The following is a 24103-nucleotide window of genomic DNA, read 5'->3' as shown; positions in this document are numbered from 1 at the left end:
ATATTTACGTAAGCGTCAAGCGGCGGCCGTGATTGAAGCGCGGCGTCCCACGCCATAGAAGCGGCGCTTCACCTTGCGCCGAGACGCCGTTTGTCCAGTTCCTCGACCGACCTCTACCAAGACAAGCGCTTCGTCATCGGCATGGCCGTGCTGTGCTGTTTGCTGTGGGGCAGCGCTTTTCCGGCGGTGAAGGCCGGCTACGCCCTGCTGCACGTGGCGAAGACCGACACGGCGACGCAGATGCTGTTCGCCGGCTGGCGGTTCCTGGCGGCGGGGGTGATCCTGCTGGTGCTGGCGCTGCTAAACCGCAAGCCGGTGGCCGTGCCGCGTGACCAGGTCGGGCGGATCATCGGCCTGGGTCTCTTCCAGACCACCGTGCAGTACGTGTTCTTCTATGTCGGTCTGGCCCACGCCACCGGCGTGAAGTCGTCGATCATGAACGCCACCGGCGCGTTCTTCGGCGTGATCCTGGCCCACTTCCTGTTCAAGGACGACCGCCTGACGCCGCGCAAGGTCGCCGGCTGCCTGCTGGGCTTCGCGGGCGTGCTGGCGGTGAACCTGGGCGGCCCAAGAGGTTTTGGGGGCCTGGACTTCGAGTTCAGCCTGCTGGGCGAGGGCTTCGTGGTCGTCGCCGCCTTCGTGCTGGCCGCCGCCTCGATCTGGGGCAAGAGCATCTCGCAGACCGTCGACCCGATGGTGATGACCGGCTGGCAGCTGGCCATCGGTGGCACGGTGCTGCTGGCCATCGGCGAGGTCGCGGGCGGGCATCTCTCCGGCTTCGACATCCGCTCCCTGACCCTGATGGCCTATATGGCGGCGCTGTCGGCGGCGGCCTTCGCGCTGTGGAGCCTGCTGATCAAGCACAACCCGGTGGGCATGCTGGCGGTGTTCAACTTCCTGATCCCGGTGTTCGGGGTGCTGCTGTCGGCGGTGTTCCTGCACGAGCCGGTGCTGGCCTGGAAGAACGCCGCCGCCCTGGCGCTGGTGTGCGCGGGGATCTGGCTGGTGACGCGCAAGCCCCGAGCGCGCGCTTAGTCGACGCCGGCCACGGCCAGCAGCGCCGCCAAGCCGACCTGCATGCCCTTCAGGCTCGAGGCCTTCTCGACGTCGATCCATTCGTCCAGGGCGTGGGCGCGACCGGCCTTGCCGCCCGAGCCGATGGTGACGGCGGGGATGCCCAGACTCATCGGCACATTGCTGTCGGTCGAGCTGTCCTCGTGCTGCGGCGTGAAGCCCAGGGCGGTGATCGCGCCGGCCGTCAGTTTCACGATGTCGGCCGTCTCCGGCGTGTTGCCCGCCGGCCGCTCGCCGATCACCTTGGCCTCGTAGCTGACCTTGCCGTCGCGGGTGTCGCGGGCAGCGTTCTCGCCGGCGACAGCCTTGTCCAGGATGCCGACCAGGGTCTGGTCCAGCCTGGCCAGCTCGGCGGCGCTTTTCGAGCGCATGTCGAATTCCATGAAGACGCTGTTCGGGATCGAGTTCACCGACGTCCCGCCGCCGGTGACGCTGGCCGAATAGGTGGTCTTCGGCGCCTTGGGCGTCTGCACCGCGTAGAGGTCGGTCACCGCCCGGGCCATGGCCGCCATCGGATTGACGATGCCGAACGCGCCATAGCTGTGGCCGCCCGGCCCCTTGAAGGTGACCCGGTAGCGCTTGGAGCCGACGCCCTTGTCGACGATCCGCGACGGGTCCGAGCCGTCCATCGAGAAGAAGGCGGTGATCCGGCCCTTGTACGGACCCTTGTTGAACAGGAACCGCGTGCCGCGCAGGTCGCCGGGGCCTTCCTCGCCGACATTGCCGACGAACAGGATGTCGGCCTTGGTCTTGATGCCGGCCGCGTCGAGGGCGCGCAGATAGGCCAGCAGGGTGGCCAGCGAGCGGGTGTCGTCGCCGATGCCGGGGGCCATCAGCTTGGTGCCCTCGCGTTTGACCTTCACGTCCGTGCCTTCGGGGAAGACGGTGTCCAGGTGGGCGGCGATGACCACGAACGGGCCCTTGCCCTTAGTCGCCGTGCCCGGACGCACGCCCATGACATTGCCCTCGGCGTCCATCTCGACATTGCTCAGGCCGTGGGCCTTCAGCATCTCGAGGTAGGCCTTGGCGCGCGCCTCTTCCTTGAACGGCGGGGCCGGGATCTCGGTCAAGGTCACGATGTTGGCGACCGTGCGGTCGTAGTCGGCGTCCAGCTTGGCCACGGCCTTCTTGAACGCCGGCGAGACGACCAGCTTGGCCGGATCGGTCGCGGCCGAGGCGGGCAGGGCGACCAGGGCAAGCGCCAGGGCGAGCAGGGACGGACGGAGCATGCGGCGAATCCTTAGGCTTCGCCGCCACCCTAACGCGCTGCGGATCAGAGCGTCAGCCGCGCCGCCCCGCCCATCAGCGGATCGCTGATCGAGTCCTTGCCCGTCTCGACCCGCCCGGCCAGGCGGCGCACCCAGGTCGGGTCGTCGTCGCGGCGGATGGTCAGGTCGTACCAGCCCTGCCTGGTGGCGAAGGCCTGGGCGCGGGTCTCGCTGGCCGCCAGGGTGACGCGCCAGGGCGCGGCGCCCTCGACGCTGACGATGCGGGGCTCGCGGCTGGTGTTGCTCAGGGTCAGGACCATCGCCCCTCCGTCGGGGCGGGCGGTGACCTCGACGCCCGTCGCGGTCCCGGCGAAGCGGCGGTGGAAGCCGTTCGGGCCCAGCACCCACAGGTCGTGCGGTCCGGCCGGCCAGGCGTCTTCCACCCAGGCCTTGGGGCCGACGGTGTAGCGGCGCGGCACCGTGTCCAGCCGCAGCTGGTCATAGACATGGATCACGGCGGCCTGGGCGCCGCTGTTGGCGACGCTGAGGGTCATGGCGCCGTCCTTGACCCGGCCGTCCACGGCCAGGGCGTAGGGCAGGGCGCGCGACGGGCGGGTCCCCTTGTCCTGGATCGGCGCGACCACCGTGGTCGGCGTCGGCGGCTTGGTCTCCGGCAGCTTGGCGGCGCGGGCGGCCGTCTCGGCGGTCGGCGGCAGCGGCGCGAACGGCTTGTCGTTGGGCGTGCGGAAATCGAAGCACGAGGTCAGGTCGCCGCACACCGCCCGCCGCCACGGCGAGATGTTGGGCTCCATCACCCCGAACCGCGTCTCCAGGAAGCGGATCACCGAGGTGTGGTCGAACACCTGGCTATTGGCCCAGCCGCCCCGGCTCCACGGCGAGATGGCGTACAGCGGCACGCGCGGGCCCAGGCCATAGGGCCGGTTCATCAGGTCGTCGCGCTCGGCCTTGGCCTCGGTGGGATTGCGCACCGCGTGGTGCTCGCCGGTCAGGTCGACGGTCGAGTCGCCCAGCAGCTTGCCGTCCGGCCCCTTCGACGGCGCGGCCGGCGGCGGCATGTGGTCGAAGAAGCCGTCGTTCTCGTCGAACATCACCAGGAACACCGTCCGCGCCCAGACCTTGGGATCGGCGGTCAGGGCGTCGATGACCCGGGCGGTGTAGTCCGCGCCCTGGGCCGGGCTGGAGGGGCTGGGGTGCTCGGAGGCGGCGGCCGGAGCGATGATCCACGAGATCTGCGGCAGGCGGCCGGACGTGACGTCCTCGCGCAGCTTGTCCAGGTGCCAGGTGGTCAGCGCCAGGTCCTTCAGGCGCTTGTCCGAGCCCGGAACGTCCTTGCGGGCGTCGCGATAGGCCTTGAAGCCGGCCAGGGGGTTGTCGGTGAAGTTGTCGGCCATGTCCTGGTAGATCCGCCAGGTCACGCCCGCGTGCAGCAGCCGCTCGGGATAGGTGGTCCAGGTGTAGGACTCCGCCGCCCCGCCCTTGTCGGGGAAGTCGTCGTGCGAGTTCGAGATCGACGGGCCGCCATGCGTGCCGGCCGGGTTGTTGGTCCCGGTCCACAGGAACAGGCGGTTGGTGTTGGTGCCGGTCTGGGTCGAGCAGTGATAGGCGTCGCAGAGCGTGAAGGTCTCGGCCAGGGCGAACTGGAACGGGATGTCGACCCGCTCGAAATAGCCCATCGACCAGGGCTCCTTGGACTCGGGCCAGCGGTCCATGCGGCCCTGGTCCCAGGCGTCCTGGGCGTTGGTCCAGCTGTGCGGCGTGCTCTCGACCCGCATGTGGGCGAAGGTCTTGGTGGTCTCCAGCGGGAACGGGGCCAGCAGCTGGTCCTTGTAGGCCTGGGTGAAGACCGAACCGTGCTTGCGCTTGTCGTTGTCGCGCACCGGGATGGGGAAGCGGTCGCCAAAGCCCCGCACGCCATTCAGCGTCCCGAAATAGTGATCGAAGCTGCGGTTCTCCTGCATCAGGATCACCACGTGCTCGACGTCCTTGATGGTGCCGGTGCGCACGTCGGCGTCGATCGCGGCCGCCTTGGCCAGGGCCGGCGGCAAGGCCATGGCGCCGATGGCGGCGAGCAGGCTGCGGCGGTCAAGCTGGGGCATGGCGAGGCTCCGGTGAAACTGCGCCGGAGCTAGCACGCCTGTTTGGTCAGTGATGTGACAACTGGACTAGACCAATCGCTTTTCGAGGGATCAATCAAACACGATCACCGACCGCGCCAGCTCGCCGCGCTTCAGTTCGTCGAACGCCGAATTGACGTCTTCCAGCTTGATCCGGCGCGAAATCAGTTCGTCCAGCTTCAGCTTGCCGTTCATGTAGAAATCCACCAGCCGCGGCATGTCAACCGGGAAGCGGTTGGAGCCCATGTAGCTGCCCTGGATCCGGCGCTCGCCCAGGAAGTCGACGCCGTGCAGCTCGATCTTGACGCCCACCGGGATCATGCCGATCACGTTGGCCGTGCCGCCCCGACGCAGCATCTTGAACGAGGCTTCCGCCGTGGCTTTTAGGCCGATGGCCTCGAAGCTGTGGTGGACGCCGCCGCTGGTCAGCTCGACCACGGCCTTGGCGATGTCGTCGACGGACGAGGCGTCGATCACATCGGTGGCGCCGAACTGCCGGGCCAGCTCCAGCTTGGAGGCGAAGCGGTCGATGGCGATGATCCGGCCAGCGCCAGCGATCGCCGCGCCGTTGATGGTGGCCAGGCCCACGCCGCCGCAGCCGATCACGGCCACGGTCTCGCCCGGCCGGACGTTGGAGGTGTGCATCACCGCGCCCACGCCCGTCATCACCGAGCAGCCGATCAGGGCGGCGCGGTCGAACGGCATGTCCTTGCGGATGGCGACGCAGGCGTGCTCGTGCACCAGCATCATCTCGGCGAAGGACGACAGGTTCAGGAACTGGGCCATCTTGCCGTTGGCGCCCCCACTTCCATTGGCGCCCAGGTCTTCCTTGAACAGGCGGGGCTCGGCGTCCTTGGGCCGCTTGGTCTCCGGGCTGATGCACAGGTTCATGTGCCCGGTCAGGCAGACCTCGCAGTGGCCGCAATAGGGGTTGAGGCAGGTGATGACGTGGTCGCCGACCTTGACCGTGCGGACCTCGCTGCCGACCGCCTCGACGACGCCGGCGCTCTCGTGGCCCAGCACGGCGGGCAGGGGGTGGCTGTAGGAGCCTTCGACGAAGTGCAGGTCGGAGTGACAGACGCCGGCGGCCTTGGTGCGGATCAGCACCTCGCGCGGGCCGGGCTTGCCGATGGCCACGGTCTCGATCTCGAGGGGCTTGCCCACCTCGCGCAGAACAGCGGCCTTCATGCGTGTCTCCCTTTGGTTGGTGGGAGACTAGCGGGCGGGTGGGGCGGAGCGGAAGAGGAAATTCGAACAAATGTTTGGCGGGGCGCCCGCTGTACCAGAACGGGATGACCGGCTCAATCTTGGACACTGGGCGCTAAAAACACTCGCCTTTCGGTCGATCCCGCCGGGCCCGGCTCTTGCAGTCCCCGGGTCACGCTGAAGTTGCAGCCTGTTTCTGGGACGGTCGAAGATGGAATTGCAAGGTACGCAAGGCGCTGACGTCCTGACGGGCGGCGCGGACAACGACACGCTCTACGGCTTCGGCGGCGCCGATACGCTGAAGGGCGGGGCGGGCGACGACGTCCTGGCCGGCCACGACGGCAATGACATCCTGCAAGGCGGCGACGGCGACGACTACATCCTGGGCGGGGCCGGCGCCGACACCATCGACGGCGGCGTGGGCAACGACTGGGCGGCCTACGAGGACGCTGCGGCCGGTGTGAAGGTCGACCTCAACATCACCGGTCCGCAGAACACCGGCGGCGGCGGGACCGACAAGCTGACCGGCATCGAGAACGTCTACGGCTCGGCGTTCAACGACATCCTGACCGGCAATGCGGACCACAACATGCTGGTCGGCGACGCCGGCAACGACACCATCAGCGGCGGGAAGGGCGACGACACCCTGTGGGGCGACGCCGGCAATGACACGCTCGATGGCGGCGACGGCGACGACTACATGGTCGGCGGCGCGGGCGACGACATCATCAAGGGCGGCGCCGGTTCGGACTGGGCGGCCTACGAGAACGCCACGGCCGGCGTGAAGGTCGACCTGAAGCTGACCACGGCCCAGGACACGATCGGCGCCGGCAAGGACTCCCTGAGCGGCGTCGAGAACCTGCTGGGCTCGAACTATGCCGACACCCTGCAGGGCGACGCCAAGGACAACTACCTGACCGGCGGCGCGGGCGCCGACAACCTGTACGGCGGGGCCGGTGACGACCACCTGGAAGGCGGGGCGGGCGACGACTTCATCGACGGCGGCGACGGCTTCGACGTGGTCAGCTACGAGGACGGCATCGAGGGCGGCGTCTATGTCGACCTGCGCATCCCGATCCAGCATGAATTCCTCAGCACCGCCCACGGCAAGGACCGCCTGATCTCGATCGAGGCCCTGTGGGGCTCGGCCGGCGACGACACCTTCATCGGCAATGCGTCCGAGAACTACCTGGCCGGCAACGGCGGCGCCGACACCCTGGTCGCCATCGGCGGCCACGACACTCTGGACGGCGGCGACGGCAATGACGTGCTGACCTCCAGCGTCGATGGCGACGGCGACCTGCTGGTCGGCGGCGCGGGGAACGACACCCTGGTCATCGGCGGGACCACGGGGACGACCACCCTGGAAGGCGGCGAGGGTTCAGACACCCTGCGCTTCACCGGCACGGTCGGGGTCACCTACGACCTGTCCAAGGCCGGCCCGCAAGAAGTCGCGCTAGGCCTGAAGGTCGATGCGCAAGGGGTCGAGAACCTCTGGGGCGGGGCCGGCAATGACCACCTGACCGGCGACGCCCACGACAACGTCCTGACGGGCGGCGCCGGCGACGACGTGCTGGACGGCGGCGCGGGCTTCGACATCGTCAGCTACGAGGGCGACGACATCCTCGCCGGCGTGACGATCGACATGAGCCAGGCCAAGCAGGGCAACGCCCTCTACGGCACGGACACCTTCATCTCGATCGAGGGCGTGCGCGGCTCGCGCTTCGCCGACGTCCTGTACGGCAACGAAGGCAGCCACCTGTTCGGCGGCGGCGGTGACGACACCCTGTCCGGCAAGGGCGGCGGGCTGCTGGATGGCGGCGACGGCAACGACATCCTGACGGCCCTGGTCGGCGGCGACGACCTGTATGGCGGCGCGGGCAATGACAGGCTGGTGCTGGCGATGGGGGGCAGCGAAATGCTCACCGCGCCGCTGGCCGACGGCGGCGCTGGCGATGATTACATCAGCTTCCAGACGGCCTACGGCAATTTCATCGTCGACGGCGGCGAGGGCGCGGACTGGCTGGATCTGTTGTCGGTCGACAACGCCATCGGCCGCAACACCGTGATCGACCTGCGGATCGCCGGCCCGCAGGCCGTGATCGCCGACCGGTTCTACCTGGATATCCGCAACATCGAGAACGTCCGCGGCTCGAACGGGGCGGACCACATCATCGGCAACGCCGGCGACAACATCATCGAAGGCTTCAGGGGCGACGACATCATCGACGGTGGCGACGGCTTCGATATCGCCAGCTACGCGGCCAGCATGGGTGTCACGGTCGACCTGCGCCAGGAGGTCCAGGACCACAGCGTGGCCGGCTCCTCCGGCTCGGGCGTCGACCACCTGATCTCGATCGAGGGCGTGATCGGCAGCGTGATCGCCTCCGACACCCTGACCGGCAACGACGGCAAGAATTATCTGAGCGGCCTGGGCGGCAACGACACGCTCAAGGGCCTGGGCGGCGACGACGTCCTGGTCGGCGGCAGCGGCGCCAACCTCCTGGACGGCGGCGAGGGTTCGGACACGGCCGACTATGCGAACGCGACCAACGGCATGAACCTCGATCTGGGCGTCGTCGACCAGTCGATCGCCAACGCCTTCGCCACCAACCGCCTGATCTCGATCGAGAACCTGGTCGGCTCGAAGTTCGCGGACGTCTTCTACGGCAACGCCTCGGTGAATACGCTGTCGGGCGGGGCGGGCGATGACGCGCTCTATGCCATCGGCGGCGGCGACACGCTGGACGGGGGCGAGGGCGCGGACGTCCTGCGCGCCTCGGCCAGCGCCGACGGCGACGTGCTGATCGGCGGCAAGGGCCAGGACGACCTGTGGGGCGGCGCGGGCCGCAACAGCTTCAAGTTCGCGGTCGGCGACTCCGTGGCCAATGACGACGGCTCGGGCGCGGACGTGATCCACGGCTTCCAGATCACCGATCGCCTGGTCTTCAAGACCGGCTCGTTCGCCTGGAGCTATACGGAAAAGACGGCGGCGACCTATGGCGAGGCCTTCGGCCTGGCGCAGGAGCGGCTGGCCACGGGCGAGGCGGGCATGAACTTCACGGCGGTGAAGGTCGGCGCGGACGTGTTCGTGTTCGCCGGCGAGATCGACGCGGCGGGCGGCCAACTGCAGAACGTGGTCAAGCTGGCCGGCGTGGGCCTCGATGCGATCGAGTACTACGACGTCCTGGGCGGCTAGTTAGGCCGCGAGGGCGACCTGGCGCTCGGGCAGGATGCGGCTGACGGCCAGCAGGACCGTCATGTCGCCTTCGCCCGAGGTGATCACGGCCGAGACCAGCGGCGAGTCCTCGCCGTCGCCCAGGGCCGGCGGCGGATTGATCTGGTCGGCCTCGACGGTGAAGCTGTCGCAGACGGCGTCGACCAGCAGGCCGGCGACGTCGTTCTGGTTCTCGACCACGATGATCACCTGGCGGGCGCCGTCCTGCGCCGCGCCCTTGCCCAGGCGCCACGACAGGTCGATGACCGGCATGACCTGGCCACGCAGGTTGATGACGCCGCGCACATAGGGCGGAGCCTCGGGCAGCGGGGTCGGCGGGGTGACGCCGCGGATCTCGCGGACGGCGCTGACGGGAACGCAATAGGTCTGGGCGCCAACTTCGAACGACAGGACCTGCAGGGCCTGACCTTGGGCGTACGACACGGTGCTGGACATGGCGATCTCCGTAGCGCGGAGGCCGCTTGGAACCCCCGTTCGACACCACCCTGGCGCAAAAAGGTGAACAAACCGGTTCCGCCAACCGTTGAATGGATCTGTTCAGGCGCCGTTCAGGCAGGAAGTCCGATCGTCCCTGTGACGCTGGACGACGCGAAGGGCGCCGGGAAGCGAAACCCAAGGAGGGCATCATGGCCCGCAACCTGTTCAGCTCGATCGGCAAGATCGCCGCCGGCGCGGCGGTCGTGTCCCTGGTGGTGGCGACGAGCGCCTCGGCTGATCCCCGTCACTACCGCCGCCATCATGACCGTGGCGGCGACACCGCCGCCGTGGCCATCGCCGCCGGCATCGTCGGCCTGGCCGTCGGCGCCGCCATCTCGGACGGCAACCGCAACGACCGCTACGACGATCGTTATTACGGCCGCCGCGCCTACGCCCCGCCGCCGCCCCCGCGTTACGGCTATGGCTACGGCTACGCCCCGCGTCCCTACTATGGCGACCGCGAGTGCTGGACCACGCGCGACTACGATCGCTACGAGGGCGTCTACCGCGAGCGGACTGTCTGCCGCTAAGCCCGTCTGAGATTGGGCGGCCGTTGTGAGCCGGCCGCCTGATACGCGTAGGTCCGCCCCGACCGCGCAGCCCCGAGGCCCTAGGTCTCGGGGTTTTTCATGTCCCGAAATGGGGACTCGACTCTCTTGCGTAATGAGAACAAAAAAGGAACATTACTGCCGACTGCAGGAGGTTCTCATGTCGCTCGCCGCTGAATATCCCGTCTGCCCGAGCCCGTTCGGCGCGGGCCTCGCCCTGGCCGACGATCGACTGGACATTGCCGAGGCCGTACTGGCCGGCGCCTGGCGCACCCTGCGCGCGGCGGGGTTCGGCGAGGCCGAGGTCCAGGCCCTGTTCGACCAGATCGCCGACCGGCCCGAAGACCTCGCGCGGCGACTGCGAAAGATGGCGAACGCGGCGGGGTGAAGCCGCCGCTGGAAGATGAGGGTGTCCCGTTCCGGGATGCCTAGTGCAGCCGCTCCAGCAGCGCGCGCAGGATCTCGGCGCGTTGGGCGGTGTCCACCCCGATACGACCGGCCAGTTCGCGGATGCCGGCCGGATAGGCCTCGCCGCCGTCGGCGATCGTCTTGGCCTGGTCGGCCAGCCTGCGGAGGTCGCGGTCCAGGCGCTCGACCTCTTCGCGGGCCAGCATGCGGGCCTCGTTCTGAAGGCGTTTGACGCGTTGGGCGGTGGACTCGGGACCGCGTCCCAGGTCGTAGACTTCCGCCACGCCCGAGACGGGCGGCACGATGTGCAAAGGCTTGCCGGCCATGGATTTGGGCTCCTTGATCCGGGTTGGTTCACGCCAACCCACACCATAACAAAGCCCGGCTTAGCGTGAGCGTTCCGCCGGTTTCCGCGAAAGCGGAACCGCGTGGCCGCCGCGCCACAGAGAGCGGCGCGGCGCCTGAAAACCCATCAGAACCTTAGTGCGAGACGTGGCTGTAGGGCGTCTGCGAGGCGGACGGCGCACCTGCCGGAGCCGCTTGCGGCGCGGCTTGCTGCGGAGCCGACGCCTGCGGCGCGTGACCTTGCGGTTGCGGCGCGATCGGGCGGCGGAACTTCAGGCTGCGGCCCTGGAACTCGGCGCCGGTCTCCATGGCCAGCTGCTCATGGGTGATGTCGCCGTCGACGCGGGCGGTGCCGTACAGACGCACGGTCTGGGCGGTGACCGCGCCGATGACCAGGCCGTGGACCTCGATGGCCTGGGCGATGATCGAACCCTCGATGCGAGCGTTGGGACCGACCACCAGCTTGCCCACCTTCACGTCGCCCAGCACCGCGCAGTCCACGTGGACCTCGACGTCGCCGACGATGTCGCCGCGAACGGTCAGGCCTTGCGAGAACAGCGAGGCGGGCTTGGGACGCACGGGCGCCGGGGCGACCGGTTGCGGCTGGACCTGGGGCGCCGCCGGGCGCGATTGGTCCAGCGGGGTCAGGGCCAGCGACGCGGGGGCTTCTTTCTTCTTGGCGAACATCGGCGGCGACCTTGTCTCAAAATGGGCTTTGGGAAGCTTCGTGCCGCAAGATCAGGGCCAATTTCCGAACGGGACTATTCAGAGTCCCGAACATGGGTGGTCGGACGGTCGTCGCCGGACGCGACCTCGCCGTGCCAGACGGCGTTCTTGTCTTCGTAGACGATGCCTTCGGTCTCGCCGGGCTGGCGCTGCTCGGCCGCCGCGGTCTTGGCCGCCTTCAGCGCCGCGTCGTGCGACGGGAAGGTCTCGGAGAAGGTGTCGCCCACCTTGTAGGCCCAGCCGCCGTCGTGTTCGACGATGGTGTAGGTGATGTCGGTCATGGGGCGTCTCCGAAAAGTGTCAGGATCGAACGGACCGCCAGTAGAGGCGGTTCCGATGACGCTGTCTTGTCGGAAACGCGCCGAGCCTTAAGCCACCTTCACTCGCGCCGCGCTTTCCGGCAGGTCCGTCCCGAACGCGCGCTGGAAGAACTCGGCCACCGTGGGGCGTTCCAGTTCGTCGCACTTGTTCAGGAAGGTCAGGCGGAAGGCCAGGGCCACGTCGTGGTCGAAGATCTCGGCGTTCTGGGCCCAGGTGATCACCGTGCGTGGGCTCATGACGGTCGAGATGTCGCCGTTCATGAAGGCGTTGCGGGTCATGTCGGCGACGCGGACCATGGCGGCCAGGGTGCGCTTGCCCTCGGCGGTGTCGTATGACGGGTTCTTGGCCAGCACGATGGCGGCTTCGACGTCGTGCTCGAGATAGTTCAGCGTCGTGACGATCGACCAGCGGTCCATCTGGCCTTGGTTGATCTGCTGGGTGCCGTGATAGAGGCCGGTGGTGTCGCCCAGACCGATGGTGTTGGTCGTCGAGAACAGCCGGAAATACGGATTGGCGCGGATGACGCGGTTCTGGTCGAGCAAGGTCAGCTTGCCGCCGGCTTCCAGCACGCGCTGGATCACGAACATCACGTCCGGACGGCCGGCGTCATATTCGTCGAACACCAGGGCGATCGGGCGCTGCAGGGCCCAGGGCAGGATCCCTTCGCGGAATTCAGTGACCTGCTTGCCTTCCTTCAGGACGATGGCGTCCTTGCCCACGAGGTCGATACGCGAGACGTGGCTGTCCAGGTTCACGCGGACCAGCGGCCAGTTCAGGCGCGCGGCGATCTGCTCGATGTGGGTCGACTTGCCGGTGCCGTGATAGCCCTGGACCATCACGCGGCGGTCCTTGGCGAAGCCGGCGCAGATGGCTTTCGTCGTCTGCGGATCGAACTTGTAGGCCGTGTCGATCTCGGGGACGTGCGCGTCGCGCTGCGAGAAGAACGGGATCTTCATGTCGCTGTCGACGCCGAACGCGTCGCGGAGCGTCACCCACTTGTCGGGGACCAGGGTGATCAGAGGATCGTTGGCGGAGCTGTTATCGGCGAACTCGGGCATGATCCCGAATTAGCGCTTTGACCTAGGGTGAGGGAAGGGGGCGCCGCACCGCGGCGCCCCCAGAGACCCATTTTTTTAGCGGTTGGCAATGATCACCGAGGCGATCAGGCCCGTAGCGACGGCGGCCAGGACATATTGGTCGTCCACGCGCTGCCAGCGATAGCCGCGCGGCGGCTGGCGCAGACCGCGGGCGCGGTAGTCGCTGACATAGTAGCCATTGCCGCGATAGCGTTGGTCCAGACGCTGGCCCTTGGCCCAGCGGCGGTATTCACGGCGGTCGCGACGGTCTTCGGCGCGGGCCTGGTCGTGGCGGCCGTTTTCATAGGCGCGGTCGCGGCTGTCGTAGCGGCCGTTGTTGTTGTGGTCGCGGCGATAGTCCTGGGCCGAAGCGGCGCTGGCGCCGCCGGCGAGCATCAGAACGGCGAGCGAAGCAGTGATCAGGCGTTTCATGTTCGGGTCTCCTTTGAAGAGAAGTCGAACCTACAAGGTCCAACATGGTCGGAACCTGAACGGCTCTGGTCAGCTTAAGTTCATGTTTCACAAGGGAAATATTGTAACGTGATCTCGTCTATTTGAGAGCTATCCACTTGATCCGTATCGCCTTTCGAGGACTTCTGGACACTGCCAAACGCGAGTTGGGAGCCACCGGCGCCCTGCTGATTGTGGCCCTGGGCGCGTGGGGCTTCCTGTCGATCGCCGAAGAAGTGGCCGAGGGCGAGACGCGATCGCTGGACATGGCGGTGTTGCGGGCCCTGCGAGTCGACGGCCAGCCTCATGAGCTGATCGGGCCGGACTGGCTGCACCTGGCGGCGACCGACATCACGGCCCTGGGCTCGGTGGCGGTGCTGGCCCTGCTGATCCTGCTGGCCTTCGCCTTCCTGGCCTCCTTGCGGCGCTGGACCGAGGGGCTGCTGCTGGTGGCGGGCGCGGGCGGGGGGCTGATCATCAGCCAGACCCTGAAGCGGGTGTTCGAGCGCGAGCGGCCGGACATGGCCTATCGCGCGGTCGAGGCGGTCAATGCCAGCTTCCCGTCAGGCCACGCCATGCTGTCGGCCGTGGTGTTCCTGACCCTGGGCGTGCTGGCCGCGCGCTTCGCCGACAAGCGGCGGGTCAAGGTGCTGGCCATGGTCGCGGCGGTGCTGGTCAGCCTGCTGGTGGGCGTGAGCCGGGTCTATCTGGGCGTCCACTGGGCCAGCGACGTGCTGGCCGGCTGGTGCGTGGGCGCGGCCTGGGCCATGGCCTGCTGGTTCGCGGCGTTCCTGGTGCAGCGTCGGCTCAAGCGGCCTTCGGCCCTCAAGTCTTAGGTTTCGGCCGCCAGCGCAGCTCCAGCGTCGTCCACACCGCGCCGACGAAGTCGACCAGCCCCACGGCCAGCCAGGCCTTGGGCAGCCAGTCCAGCAGCACGAACGCGCCGATCACCACCAGCGAGAACACCCGCAGCACCACCGAGGCCCGCATATAGGTGCGCTGCCCGGTCCAGCCGGCGACGTGATAGCCCATGGCGTAGGCCAGGAGGACCAGGCCCGCGAACCGCACCCAGGGCAGGCCCGAGGCGGCGACATCGACGTCCAGCAGGCGCAGCACGACGCGCGGCGCGACGGCCAGGGCCAGGCCGGCGGTCGAGATCAAACCGCCCCAGAACCAGATGCTCCACGGCTTGCCGAAGGGGACCGGCGTCACCGGGGTCGGCGGATCGGCCGGGGCGCGCCACTCGCGATCGGCGTCGGTCATCAGAATCTGTCCCTCGCCCAAAAAGGCGGGCGGAGGATGGCTCAGGCCGCCGCCTTTCCGCAAGCGCCCGTCCTCAAGCGTCCCGTCAGGAGGCGTCGTAGCGCTGGCGGTTGTCGTGGATGATCCCGAGATGGGCCTGCGCCCACTGGCCCAGCTGCATCACCGGCGCGGCCAGGGAGTGGCCGAGGTCCGTCAGGGCGTATTCCACCTGCGGCGGCACGGTCGGATAGACGGTGCGCGAGACCATGCCGTCGCGCTCCAGGGTGCGCAGGGTGCGGGTCAGCATCTGCTGCGAGATACCGCCGACCGCGCGCTTGATGTCGTTGAAGCGCAGCGCCCGGGTCTTCAGGGTCATGACCACCAGCACCGTCCACTTGTCGCCGACGCGCGCCAGAATCTCGCTGATCGCGCGGCAGTCGCTATGGTCGACGGGGCGGGGAGGCAGGTCTCCCTTAGGCAGATCCATGTGACCTAGTCCTAGAAATATGCGTTCTTGGCGGCGCCAAGGCGGTCCCATAACTGGTGCAGGTCACCAATCGGGACCTAGTCTATACCATGAACCTCCTCCATATCGACTCCAGTATCCAGGGCGATGCGTCGGCCAGCCGAACGCTCAGCGCAGCCGCCGTCGCGCGGCTGAAAGCGGCCGATCCGTCGGCGACCGTCACCTATCGGGACCTCGCCCGCGGGCCCCTGCCGCACCTGACGCTCGACCTCTGGGGCGCCGACAACCCGGCCCTGGATGAATTCCTGGCCGCCGACGCCGTGGTCATCGGCGTCTCGATGTACAATTTCACCATCTCCAGCCAGCTCAAGGCCTGGATCGACCGCATTCTGGTGGCGGGCAAGACCTTCGCCTACGGGCCGGAGGGCGCGAAGGGCCTGGTCGGCGGCAAGCGGGTGGTCGTGGCCATCGCGCGCGGCGGCCTCTACGGCCCCGGCGGCCCTTACGAGGCCTTCGAGCACGCCGAGACCTATCTGCGCGGCGTATTCGGCTTCATCGGCGTCACCGACCTGGACGTGATCGTCGCCGAGGGCCTGGCCATGGGCGAAGAGGCGCGAGCCGGGGCGATCGCCAAGGCGCTGGAGGGCGTGGAGGCGTTGGCGGCTTAAAGGCCGCAGCGACCCCTTCTCCCGCAAGGCGAGAAGGGGAAGGCCCTAGGCCTTCACCATCCCGGCCTTCTGCAGGGTCTTATAGGCCTTGATGACCCGCTGCAGCTTGTGCTCGGCGCTGCGGTCGCCGCCGTTGGCGTCGGGGTGGAAGCGCTTGAGCAGCTCCTTGTACTTGGCCTTGATCGCGGCGCCGTCGACACCGGCTTCCAAGTCGAGGTCGGCCAGAGCCTGGCGTTCCAGCTTGCCCAGGCTGCGCTCGGCGGCGGAGCGCGCCGATTCGGCCTTGCGCTGCTGGGCGCGGAAAATCCCGAACGGATCGGCGAAGGCGCGGGCGTCGCGGGCGGCCGCGGCGGCGGCTTCACGCGAATTGGCGTCGGCCTTGAAGCTCCAGGTCGGACGACCGCCGGTCTGGCGTTCGGCCTCCTGGGCGGCGCGGATCTGCGCCTCGCTCATGCCGGCGTAGAAGTTCCAGTTCTTGTTGTACTCGGCCGCGTGCTGCTGACAGAACCAGTAGTGCTGGTTCGGCAGGTCGCGCGACTTCGGCGCCCTGGTCGATCCGGCCAGGCGACAGTCGGGATGGTCACACCGTTTCTCGCCGGGCTTGAGGCCAAGCACGTCGTTGACCGGGTCGTCCTCGCCCTTCTTGGGCGGCCGGACCCGGATGTCGGTGAATTTGGGACGGTATTCGAACTCGCGGCTCATGGCGTCTAGAGTAAGCCCAGGCTATTTCCGTTCAAGGATTGACAAGCAAGAGAGCGACATGGGCGCCGTCACCGAGACCGTTCTACGCAAGCTAAACGAGGCTTTTTCGCCCACCCGCCTGGAGCTGGTGGACGATAGCGACCGCCATCATGGCCATGCGGGCCACACCGGATCGGGTGAAAGCCACTTCAATCTGCGAATCGAGGCGCAGGCCTTTGCGGGCAAGGCGCGGGTGATGCGCCAGCGCATGGTGATGAAGGTGCTGGCCGACGAACTGGCCGGTCCCGTCCACGCCCTGTCGATCGTCGCGACGGCGCCTGGCGAGGAGTAAGGCGGCGCTTACTTTTTCGCTTGCGCGGAAAGGCTGCGACTGATTGCCTCTCTCCCCGGCGCGATCCTCTGCCGGAAGGCAAGAGACACGATGAGCGCTACCCTCGACCCCGTTGAACAAGACGCCGCCAAGGTCCTGCCCGAGCTGCTGGCGCGGTCGTATGCGCGCTATTCGAACTTCACGGTGGCCGCGGCGGTGATCGACGACGAGGGACGCGTGCACTACGGCGTCAATGTCGAGAACGCGGCCTATCCGGTCGGCACCTGCGCCGAGCAGACGGCGATCGGGGCGATGATCACGGCCGGCGGTTCGCGGCGCATCGACAAGGTGCTGATCGCGGCCGGTTCCGACGCCGTGGTCCAGCCCTGCGGAGCCTGCCGCCAGCGCATCGCCGAGTTCGCCGGCGAGGCTTGCGAGATCGTCTCGGTGCAGGGCGGAGCGACCACCGAACGGGTAGATTTCTGGAGCCTGCTGCCCCGTTCGTTCGGCCCACGCGACCTGGACTAAGGTCAAATTGGGGCAAGACGGTCAATTTTTAGGACGGTAAAATTTCCCGAAGCATTCGAAAGCGAGGCTGAAAACCGATCCTTCGAATTTCGATGTTAGGTGAAAGAAATTGCTCAACGAGAGCACTTTCAACGGAAAAATGGATGTTTTTACCGGCTTTTGGGGACGGGTCAGCAGGACCTGTTAATTTCCAGTGATGCGTCAAATTATGTCCAAGCTTGGCCCCTGTGGCATTTCTGTGTCCTCAGGGTAACGGTTTGTGCGTTAATTGACGCCAACGGCGTCATTGAAGTGTCGCGAGCCTGATGGCCGACCTACGCTCCGCGACAAGGCTCACTCCCGGCGCCGCATTTGGCTGATGCGACGCTCGGTGGGCCGCTTGTTCCTATCGGGGGTTTTTTCCTTAAATGATCAATCGTTCCCTCCTTCTCGGCTCCAGCATGCTCATCGCGCTGGCCGGCGCAACCGCCGCCTTCGCTCAAGCCGAGCAGGCTCAGCCGGCGCCGGCCCCGGCCGCCGAGGCTTCCGCCGAAGTGGAAGCCGTGGTCGTCACGGGTTCGCGCATCCGCCGCAGCGAATACAACAGCGCCTCGCCGGTCTCTGTGATCAGCTCGGAGAGCGCTGAACTGCAGGGCATGGTCGACACCGCTTCGATCCTGCAGAGCTCGATCCTCGGCGCCACCGCCTCGCAGATCAATAACAACTTCACGGGCTTCGTCACCACCGGCGGTCCGGGCGCGAACACCCTGTCGCTGCGCGGCCTGGGCGCTCAACGCAGCCTGACGCTGATCAACGGCCGTCGCGCCGGTCCGGCCGGCGTCGGCGGCACCGTCGGCCCTTTCGACCTGAACGTCATTCCGAGCTCGGTCGTCGACCGCACCGAAATCCTGACGGGCGGCGCCTCGTCGGTCTACGGTTCGGACGCCATCGCCGGCGTCGTCAATATCCTGACCAAGCGCAATAGCGACGACGGCGAGATCTCGGTCTACGCCAACGCCCCGTTCAAGTCGGGCGGCGAGACCTATCGCCTGAACGCGTCGAAGGGCTTCATTTTCGACCGCGGCTACGCCAACGTCGCCCTCGACTACTACCGCAACGACGGCCTGCGCTTTAAGGACCGCGACTACCTGAACTGCCCGCAGGACTACGTGTTCGACCCGAGCACCGGCGACCGCCTCGACCTGAAGATGTCGGACGGCTCGTACAAGTGCCTGAACACCCTGACCGGCCTCTACATCCGTGGCTCGGGCCGTTTCGTCGCCGACTCCACCGCCACCTACAACGGCTGGGACCTGAACGGCTTCCGCCGCGTCAACGGCACCGTGGCCACCGTCACCGCCGACGTTCGTACGGACCTGCCGGGCGTTCAGTCGGCCTACTCGATCTACTGCGGCACGAGCACGACCGGCAACTGCGCCAGCCCGCTGGCCTTCGCCCGTTCGACCGCCGCGGCGCAGCCGACCGACTCGGTCCTGCAGGGCTATCGCCACGCCGTGTCGCCGGTCACCCGCAAGTCCGTCTTCGCGGGCGGCGGCTACAAGCTGACCGACACGACCGAAGTCTACGGTGAACTGCTGCTGAACCGCCGCACCTCGGCGCAGCGCAGCATCCGCCAGATCGGTCCGGCCATCAACGCGGCCAACCCGACCAACCCCTTCAACTTCGCCAACAATCCGTCGTACGTCGACGCCAACGGCGCTCCGCTGGCGGCCTCGGCCGCGCAGCCGATCTTCGTGCTGCCGGTCACGCGCGACCAGAAGGTCGACTACAAGCGCGGCGTCATCGGCATCAAGGGCCTGTTCCCCGACACTCTGCCCTTCCTGGGCGGCTGGGACTGGGACATCTATGGCCAGTACTCGAAGTCGTCGGGCGATTACGGCCAGGACTTCTTCTATAACGACCGCGTGCTGGCCGTGTCGGGCGCCGCCCGATGCAACCAGGCCCTGGTGACGATTTCGGCCAACCAGCCGGGCGCCACCTGCCCGACCAACATCAACCTGAACAAGGTCTCGACGGTCGGCTCCAGCTACCTGACGCCGGAAGAGTACGCGTTCCTGAACGGCTACGAGCAAGGCCACACGGAATACGTCTACAAGTACGTCGAAGGGTCGATCAGCGGCGACCTGTTCAGCCTGCCGGCCGGTAAGGTCGGCGCGGCTCTGGGCTTCCAGCTCCGCAAGGAAAGCCTGGACGACGTCCCGGGCTACAACAGCCGCAACAGCAACTACAACGGCTCGGCCGCCTCGGCCGAGACCCACGGTTCGGACGAAGTCCGCGAAGTCTTCGGCGAAGTGGAAGTCCCGGTCCTGCGCGACCTGAAGCTGGCCGACAGCCTGACCCTGAACCTGTCGGGCCGCTACTCGGACTACAAGTCGTATGGCTCGAGCAAGACCTACAAGGCTGGCCTGAACTGGAAGATCACCCCGTCGTGGTCGATCCGCGCCAGCAAGGGCACGTCGTTCCGCGCTCCGGCGCTGTACGAACTGTACCTGGGTTCGTCGACCAGCTTCCTGGCTCAGAGCAACGACACCTGCTACCAGTACGGCACGTCGGCGCGGGCGACCGATCGCCAGAAGGCCAACTGCGCGGCCCTGGGTATCGCCAATAACTCGACCTTCGGCGGCGCGGGCTCGTTCACGATCTTCGCCAAGGGTGGCGCTGGCTACCTGGAAGCCGAAGACTCCGACACCAAGTCGATCGGCGTGGTCTGGAACCCGCGCTTCATCAACCTGAACGTCGCCTTGGACTACTCGGAACTGACGATCAACAACCAGGTGCAGCGCTACGGCTCGGGCAACATCCTGGACGGCTGCCTGGACGCTCCGGACTTCCCGAACAACGCGTTCTGTAACCTGATCGTCCGTAACACCGACAAGTCGTCGCCGAACTTCGGCGCCGTGGTCAGCGTCACCGACGCCTACCTGAACGTCGCCAAGCAGTGGAACAACGCCATTGACCTGAGCGCGACCTACCGTCACGAGTTCGCCAAGGGCACGCTGGTCGTCAACGGCCAGTTCACCTGGACGCTCGACTGGTACACCCAGCTGAGCAACGGCTCGGCGCCGGTGAAGAACCAGGGCTTCACGGCCTATCCGGACTTCGCGGGCCGCACTGGCGTCACCTACCTGTTGGACGACTGGACGTTCACCTGGGCTACCCAGATGGTCGGCAAGACCTCGGACGTCGACGACAACTACAGCGGCTACGGCACCGACCTGATCGCGTACCGTGACCAGACCGCCTATGTGAAGCGTCACATCGAGTTCAACGCCACGCACGATCTGTCGGTGCGCAAGAAGTTCGAGGACTTCGCCGTCACCGTGGGCGTGAACAACGTGTTCAACGAAGAGCCGCCGTTCTACTCGACGTCGGGTCAGTCGCGCTTCTCGAACATGCGTCTGGCGTCGTCGTACGACATCCTGGGCCGTCGCGCCTTCGTGAACCTGACCAAGAAGTGGTAATCGGCCCACAAGGCTGAAAACCGAAGGCGGCGAGGGCAACCTCGCCGCCTTTTTCTTTGCCGGTTCCTGGTCGGGGCGCGCCGCCTGGCGCGCGGCAAAGAAAAAGCGCGCCGACGGTTGTCGGCGCGCTCTTTTCGGAACGATACGGTTCGGATCAGGCCGTCTGGCTGACCAGGCTTTCCAGCACGCGGCGCAGGTCGGCCTCGCGGAAGGGCTTCTGCAGCACGGTGGCGCCGCGGTGATCCTCGGTCAGGCCCGCCTCGCCATAGCCGCTGGCGAAGGCGAAGGGCACGCCGCGCGCCTTCAGGGTGTCGGCCACCGGGAAGATCGGGCGGCCGCCCAGATTGACGTCCAGCAGGGCCGCGTCGATGTCGGCCGAACCCGCCAGGCGCAGGGCTTCCTCGATCTCGGCGGCCGGGCCGACAATCGTGCAGCCGAGATCGGTCAGCATGTCCTCGACCAGCATCGAGACCAGCGCCTCGTCTTCGACGACCAAAACCTTCAGGGACGTAAGTGCAGTCATGTGTCAGGGCTCCAGCGCGCGCAGAGGCAACGCCATTTGGCAGACGAGGCCGGGGGTATCATAGGTCAGCTCGACCCCGCCGGATAGCTCGGCCGCGAGGCCGCGCTCAAGAAGACGGGCGCCGAAGCCGCGACGGGCCGGCGGGTGGACGGGCGGACCGCCGCTTTCGGTCCAGACCAGGCGCAGAACGCCGTCTTCCTGGGACCATGAGACGGTCACGCGGCCATCCGGCGACGACAGGGCGCCGTATTTGGACGCGTTGGTGGCCAGTTCGTGGATGCCCATGCCCAGCGCCACGGCGGCCTTGGGGTTCAGGCGCACGTCGCCGGCATAGTCGAAGGTCACCCGATCCTCGCCGGCCATGGCGTGCAGCTCGACGTCGAACACTTCGCGCAGGCTGGCGCCGGCCCAGCTTTCGCGGGTCAGCAGGTCGTGGGTGTGGGAGAGGGCGATCAGCCGGGTCTCGAAGGCGTCGCGGAAATATTCCGGCGCGGCGACCGAACGCAGGGTCTGGGCGGCGATCGACTGCACCGTGGCCAGGCTGTTCTTCACGCGGTGATTCAGCTCGTTGACCAGCAGCTTCTGGCGTTCCTCGGCGCGCTTGCGCTCGGTGATGTCCAGCGAGACCCCCGCCAGGCGGCGCACGCCGCCATCGTCGGCGGTCTGGGCCGCGCGGCCACGGGCGTGCAGCCAGCGCAGTTCGCCGGTCGGATGCACCACGCGGTATTCGACGTCGTAGTCGGCCCCGTCGCGGATGGCCGCCTCGATCGCGAGCAGGATGCGCGGGCGATCGTCGGGGTGAATGGTCTCGATCAGGTCGGCGAAGGTGAAGCTCTCGTCCGGACGGCGGCCGTAGTTGAGCTTGCAAAGGTCCGAGGCCTCGTACGACTTGGTGGCCACGTCCAGGTCCCACGAGCCCATGCGGCCGCTGTCCAGGGCGAACTTCAGCCGCTCCTCGGCCTTGCGGCGATGGTCGAGCTCAGCCCGCGCGGCGGCGTTCAGCTTGATCGAGTCGATGGTGGCGGCGACCTGGGCGCCCAGGCCGACCAGCAGGCTCTCGTCGCGCGACGAGAAATGCCCCGGCTCCGGATGGCCGAAGAACAGGCCGCCCAGCACCTCGCCCTGGCGGCTGATCACCGGGATGGCCAGGTAGCTGCGCACCGGCAGGTGGCCTTCCGGCATGCCCTTGCGCGGCGCGTTGCGGCCATAGCGCGGATCCTTGGTGATGTCGTCCGAGCGCACCACGCCCACCCCGTCGAAGGTGGGCGCGAAGATCTCGGTCTTGCGCGGCATGGGGAAGTTGGCGAAGGCCTCGGGCGGCGCGCCTGACAGCCGGTACAGGGTGTAGGACTCCCCGGCCGCGTCGACGAGATTGTAGAAGAAGGCCCCGAAGGCCGCGCCGCTGATCTCGCGCGCGCCGTCGATCACCACCTGCACGCAGCTGTCGATGTCGAGGCTGGAAGCGACCGCCTCGCTGACCCGCGCCAGGGTGTCGGACTTGCGGACCTCGTCGACCAGCGCGCTGTCCAGCCTGGCCAGACGCGCGCGCAGAACAGCTTCGCTGTCCTCGCGAATGTCGGTCTCAGCCAACTTGACCAACGCGCCCCTCCACGCCGGACCGCCCCTGGTCCGTAAGGACACGAAACGCGTCCTTTCTCATCCGGTTCCCAAAGCGGAGCCGGAAACTTGACCATAGTGATTCAGAGTTCGGCGTCGTCGTCCAGGGGGGCGCTGATCCGCAGGGCCGTGATCTGGTTCCTCTGACGACGGAACACCTGGAAACGGTGGCGGTGGAAGATGAAGGTCTGGCCGGGTTCGGGGATCATCTGGGCCTCGTGGATGACCAGGCCGGCGATGGTGACGGCGTCGCCTTCCGGCAGGCGCCAGTCCATGGCCCGGTTCAGGTCGCGCACCGTGACGTGGCCGTCGACATTGACCGAGCCGTCGCCCTGCCGGCGTACGCCCTCCAGGCTGGTGTCGTGCTCGTCGTCGATCTCGCCGACGATCTCCTCGAGGATGTCCTCCAGCGTCACCAGGCCCTGCAGGGCGCCGTACTCGTCGACGACCAGGGCGAAGTGGTTCTTGCGCTTGAGGAAGGCGTTCAGCTGATCCTTGAGGTTGGTCGTGTCGGGGATGAACCACGGCTCGCGCAGGATGGCGGCGATATCCAGGCCCTCGACCCCTGTCGGCGACTGGGCCAGGGCTTTCAGCAGGTCGCGGGCGTGCAGCACGCCGACGATGTTGTCGGGCTCGTCGCGATAGAGGGGGATGCGGGTGTGCTGGGCTTCCAGCACCTCGTCGACCAGCTCGCGGGCCGGCATGCCGGCGTCCAGCAGCACCATCGACTTGCGGTGGACCATGATCTCCGAGACGTCCATGTCCGAGAGGTCCAGCACCCCGCCCAGCATCCTTCGGTCGCCGCTTTCGACCAGGCCTTCGGAGTGGTGGTAGTCGACCGCGCCGCGGATCTCCTCGTGGGCGGCCAACACGTCGACGGCCATGTCCAGCTTGACCCCGAACAGCCGCAGGGTGCGGCGCACGATCCACTGGATGGCGTAGATGACGGGGCCGAACAGCCGGACCACCAGCAGGGTCGGCCCCGACAGCGCCCGCGCCACGTCGTCCGAGCGGATGATGGCCACGGTCTTGGGCAGCACCTCGGCGAACACCAAAACGAGCACGGTCATCAGGGCGGTGGCCGTGGCCACGCCCCACGGACCGGGGATCAGCGTCGTCAGCACCTGGGTCGTCAGGGCCGAGGCCAGGATGTTGATCAGGTTGTTGCCCAAGAGCACCGCCCCGATCATCGTCTCCTGGTCGGACAGCAGCTTGTTGACCCGCCGCGCCGGCGCGTCGCCCTCGCGCTCCAGCTGGTGCATGCGCGAACGGCTGGCCCCCGTCATCGACGTCTCAGCGGCCGAGAAGATCGCCGACAGGGCCAGCAGGGCGATGACGATGGGCGCGAGGCCGAGGAGGGCGGTGAGCATGGAT

The 24103-nt window shown here is 67.5% G+C and carries 24 protein-coding genes; 9 read left to right on the top strand and 15 right to left on the bottom strand.

Features of this window, described 5'->3' with window-relative positions; translation table 11 throughout:
* The first annotated feature begins 141 nt into the window (after positions 1–141).
* A complete protein-coding gene (locus AC1RR5_RS14910) occupies positions 142–1035 on the top strand; it encodes a DMT family transporter (RefSeq protein WP_492922656.1) in 894 nt (297 codons plus the stop codon).
* On the opposite strand, the gene AC1RR5_RS14905 is transcribed toward AC1RR5_RS14910, so the two are convergent.
* The 3 genes from AC1RR5_RS14905 to AC1RR5_RS14895 all read right to left on the bottom strand — a co-directional run bounded on the left by AC1RR5_RS14905 (position 1032) and on the right by AC1RR5_RS14895 (position 5605).
* Complete coding sequence (locus AC1RR5_RS14905) at positions 1032–2303, bottom strand: M20/M25/M40 family metallo-hydrolase (protein WP_492922422.1); 1272 nt, start codon at positions 2301–2303, stop codon at positions 1032–1034. The genes AC1RR5_RS14910 and AC1RR5_RS14905 overlap by 4 nt on opposite strands.
* A 44-nt stretch (positions 2304–2347) precedes the next feature.
* Positions 2348–4399: a phosphocholine-specific phospholipase C gene (locus tag AC1RR5_RS14900; RefSeq protein WP_492922420.1), complete on the bottom strand. Its 2052-nt coding sequence runs from the start codon at positions 4397–4399 to the stop codon at positions 2348–2350.
* Between the two features lie 90 nt (positions 4400–4489).
* Entirely contained in the window at positions 4490–5605 is a 1116-nt protein-coding gene (locus AC1RR5_RS14895) for a Zn-dependent alcohol dehydrogenase (protein WP_492922419.1), read from the bottom strand.
* A gap of 229 nt (positions 5606–5834) precedes the next feature.
* Here AC1RR5_RS14895 and AC1RR5_RS14890 point away from each other — a divergent pair, with 229 nt between their 5' ends.
* On the top strand, positions 5835–8822 hold the full coding sequence (locus tag AC1RR5_RS14890; protein WP_492922418.1) for a beta strand repeat-containing protein: 2988 nt from the start codon (positions 5835–5837) through the stop codon (positions 8820–8822).
* Here the strand turns inward: AC1RR5_RS14890 and AC1RR5_RS14885 are convergent, their stop codons facing one another.
* On the bottom strand, positions 8823–9296 hold the full coding sequence (locus AC1RR5_RS14885; protein WP_492922417.1) for a chemotaxis protein CheW: 474 nt from the start codon (positions 9294–9296) through the stop codon (positions 8823–8825).
* 191 nt (positions 9297–9487) lie between these two features.
* Here AC1RR5_RS14885 and AC1RR5_RS14880 point away from each other — a divergent pair, with 191 nt between their 5' ends.
* Both AC1RR5_RS14880 and AC1RR5_RS14875 read left to right on the top strand, forming a co-directional pair.
* The gene (locus tag AC1RR5_RS14880; protein WP_492922416.1) at positions 9488–9868 is read left to right on the top strand and encodes a hypothetical protein; all 381 of its coding nucleotides are present in this window, start codon (positions 9488–9490) and stop codon (positions 9866–9868) included.
* 178 nt (positions 9869–10046) lie between these two features.
* Entirely contained in the window at positions 10047–10274 is a 228-nt protein-coding gene (locus tag AC1RR5_RS14875) for a hypothetical protein (RefSeq protein ID WP_492922415.1), read from the top strand.
* A 40-nt stretch (positions 10275–10314) separates the two neighbouring features.
* Here the strand turns inward: AC1RR5_RS14875 and AC1RR5_RS14870 are convergent, their stop codons facing one another.
* From AC1RR5_RS14870 to AC1RR5_RS14850, 5 genes are all read right to left on the bottom strand, one after another.
* Positions 10315–10620, bottom strand: coding sequence for a hypothetical protein (locus AC1RR5_RS14870; RefSeq protein WP_454714261.1), 306 nt, complete (start codon positions 10618–10620; stop codon positions 10315–10317).
* A gap of 154 nt (positions 10621–10774) precedes the next feature.
* Positions 10775–11326: a bactofilin family protein gene (locus AC1RR5_RS14865; protein ID WP_492922414.1), complete on the bottom strand. Its 552-nt coding sequence runs from the start codon at positions 11324–11326 to the stop codon at positions 10775–10777.
* A gap of 74 nt (positions 11327–11400) precedes the next feature.
* Positions 11401–11646 carry a DUF2188 domain-containing protein gene (locus tag AC1RR5_RS14860; protein ID WP_492922413.1) on the bottom strand — a complete coding sequence of 82 codons (246 nt, stop codon included), beginning with the start codon at positions 11644–11646 and terminating at the stop codon, positions 11401–11403.
* An 87-nt stretch (positions 11647–11733) separates the two neighbouring features.
* Complete coding sequence (cobS, locus tag AC1RR5_RS14855) at positions 11734–12744, bottom strand: cobaltochelatase subunit CobS (protein ID WP_492922412.1); 1011 nt, start codon at positions 12742–12744, stop codon at positions 11734–11736.
* A 75-nt stretch (positions 12745–12819) separates the two neighbouring features.
* The gene (locus AC1RR5_RS14850) at positions 12820–13194 is read right to left on the bottom strand and encodes an RcnB family protein (protein WP_492922411.1); all 375 of its coding nucleotides are present in this window, start codon (positions 13192–13194) and stop codon (positions 12820–12822) included.
* A gap of 137 nt (positions 13195–13331) precedes the next feature.
* On the opposite strand from AC1RR5_RS14850, the gene AC1RR5_RS14845 reads away from it, so the two are divergent.
* Entirely contained in the window at positions 13332–14048 is a 717-nt protein-coding gene (locus AC1RR5_RS14845) for a phosphatase PAP2 family protein (RefSeq protein ID WP_492922410.1), read from the top strand.
* Here AC1RR5_RS14845 and AC1RR5_RS14840 read toward each other — a convergent pair.
* On the bottom strand, positions 14038–14475 hold the full coding sequence (locus tag AC1RR5_RS14840) for a hypothetical protein (protein WP_492922409.1): 438 nt from the start codon (positions 14473–14475) through the stop codon (positions 14038–14040). The two genes, AC1RR5_RS14845 and AC1RR5_RS14840, sit on opposite strands and share 11 nt — an antisense overlap.
* A gap of 85 nt (positions 14476–14560) precedes the next feature.
* A complete protein-coding gene (locus tag AC1RR5_RS14835) occupies positions 14561–14941 on the bottom strand; it encodes a winged helix-turn-helix transcriptional regulator (RefSeq protein ID WP_492922408.1) in 381 nt (126 codons plus the stop codon).
* 89 nt (positions 14942–15030) lie between these two features.
* Here AC1RR5_RS14835 and AC1RR5_RS14830 point away from each other — a divergent pair, with 89 nt between their 5' ends.
* Positions 15031–15588 carry an FMN-dependent NADH-azoreductase gene (locus AC1RR5_RS14830; RefSeq protein ID WP_492922407.1) on the top strand — a complete coding sequence of 186 codons (558 nt, stop codon included), beginning with the start codon at positions 15031–15033 and terminating at the stop codon, positions 15586–15588.
* Positions 15589–15633: 45 nt separating this feature from the next.
* Here the strand turns inward: AC1RR5_RS14830 and AC1RR5_RS14825 are convergent, their stop codons facing one another.
* Positions 15634–16290 carry a J domain-containing protein gene (locus tag AC1RR5_RS14825; RefSeq protein ID WP_492922406.1) on the bottom strand — a complete coding sequence of 219 codons (657 nt, stop codon included), beginning with the start codon at positions 16288–16290 and terminating at the stop codon, positions 15634–15636.
* Between the two features lie 58 nt (positions 16291–16348).
* Here AC1RR5_RS14825 and AC1RR5_RS14820 point away from each other — a divergent pair, with 58 nt between their 5' ends.
* The 3 genes from AC1RR5_RS14820 (at position 16349) to AC1RR5_RS14810 (ending at position 20589) form a co-directional block, all read left to right on the top strand.
* Positions 16349–16621, top strand: coding sequence for a BolA family protein (locus AC1RR5_RS14820; protein ID WP_492922405.1), 273 nt, complete (start codon positions 16349–16351; stop codon positions 16619–16621).
* A gap of 90 nt (positions 16622–16711) precedes the next feature.
* Positions 16712–17128, top strand: coding sequence for a cytidine deaminase (gene cdd, locus AC1RR5_RS14815; RefSeq protein WP_492922404.1), 417 nt, complete (start codon positions 16712–16714; stop codon positions 17126–17128).
* A 407-nt stretch (positions 17129–17535) separates the two neighbouring features.
* Entirely contained in the window at positions 17536–20589 is a 3054-nt protein-coding gene (locus AC1RR5_RS14810; RefSeq protein WP_492922403.1) for a TonB-dependent receptor domain-containing protein, read from the top strand.
* Positions 20590–20743: 154 nt separating this feature from the next.
* Here the strand turns inward: AC1RR5_RS14810 and AC1RR5_RS14805 are convergent, their stop codons facing one another.
* From AC1RR5_RS14805 to AC1RR5_RS14795, 3 genes are all read right to left on the bottom strand, one after another.
* The gene (locus AC1RR5_RS14805) at positions 20744–21112 is read right to left on the bottom strand and encodes a response regulator (protein WP_492922402.1); all 369 of its coding nucleotides are present in this window, start codon (positions 21110–21112) and stop codon (positions 20744–20746) included.
* Between the two features lie 3 nt (positions 21113–21115).
* On the bottom strand, positions 21116–22711 hold the full coding sequence (locus AC1RR5_RS14800; protein ID WP_492922401.1) for an HWE histidine kinase domain-containing protein: 1596 nt from the start codon (positions 22709–22711) through the stop codon (positions 21116–21118).
* 101 nt (positions 22712–22812) lie between these two features.
* A complete protein-coding gene (locus tag AC1RR5_RS14795) occupies positions 22813–24099 on the bottom strand; it encodes an HlyC/CorC family transporter (RefSeq protein ID WP_492922400.1) in 1287 nt (428 codons plus the stop codon).
* Positions 24100–24103: the final 4 nt, after the last annotated feature.

The organism is Caulobacter sp. GW821-FHT11E11 (assembly GCF_058808315.1).
This window is presented reverse-complemented; position numbering and strand designations above follow the sequence as displayed.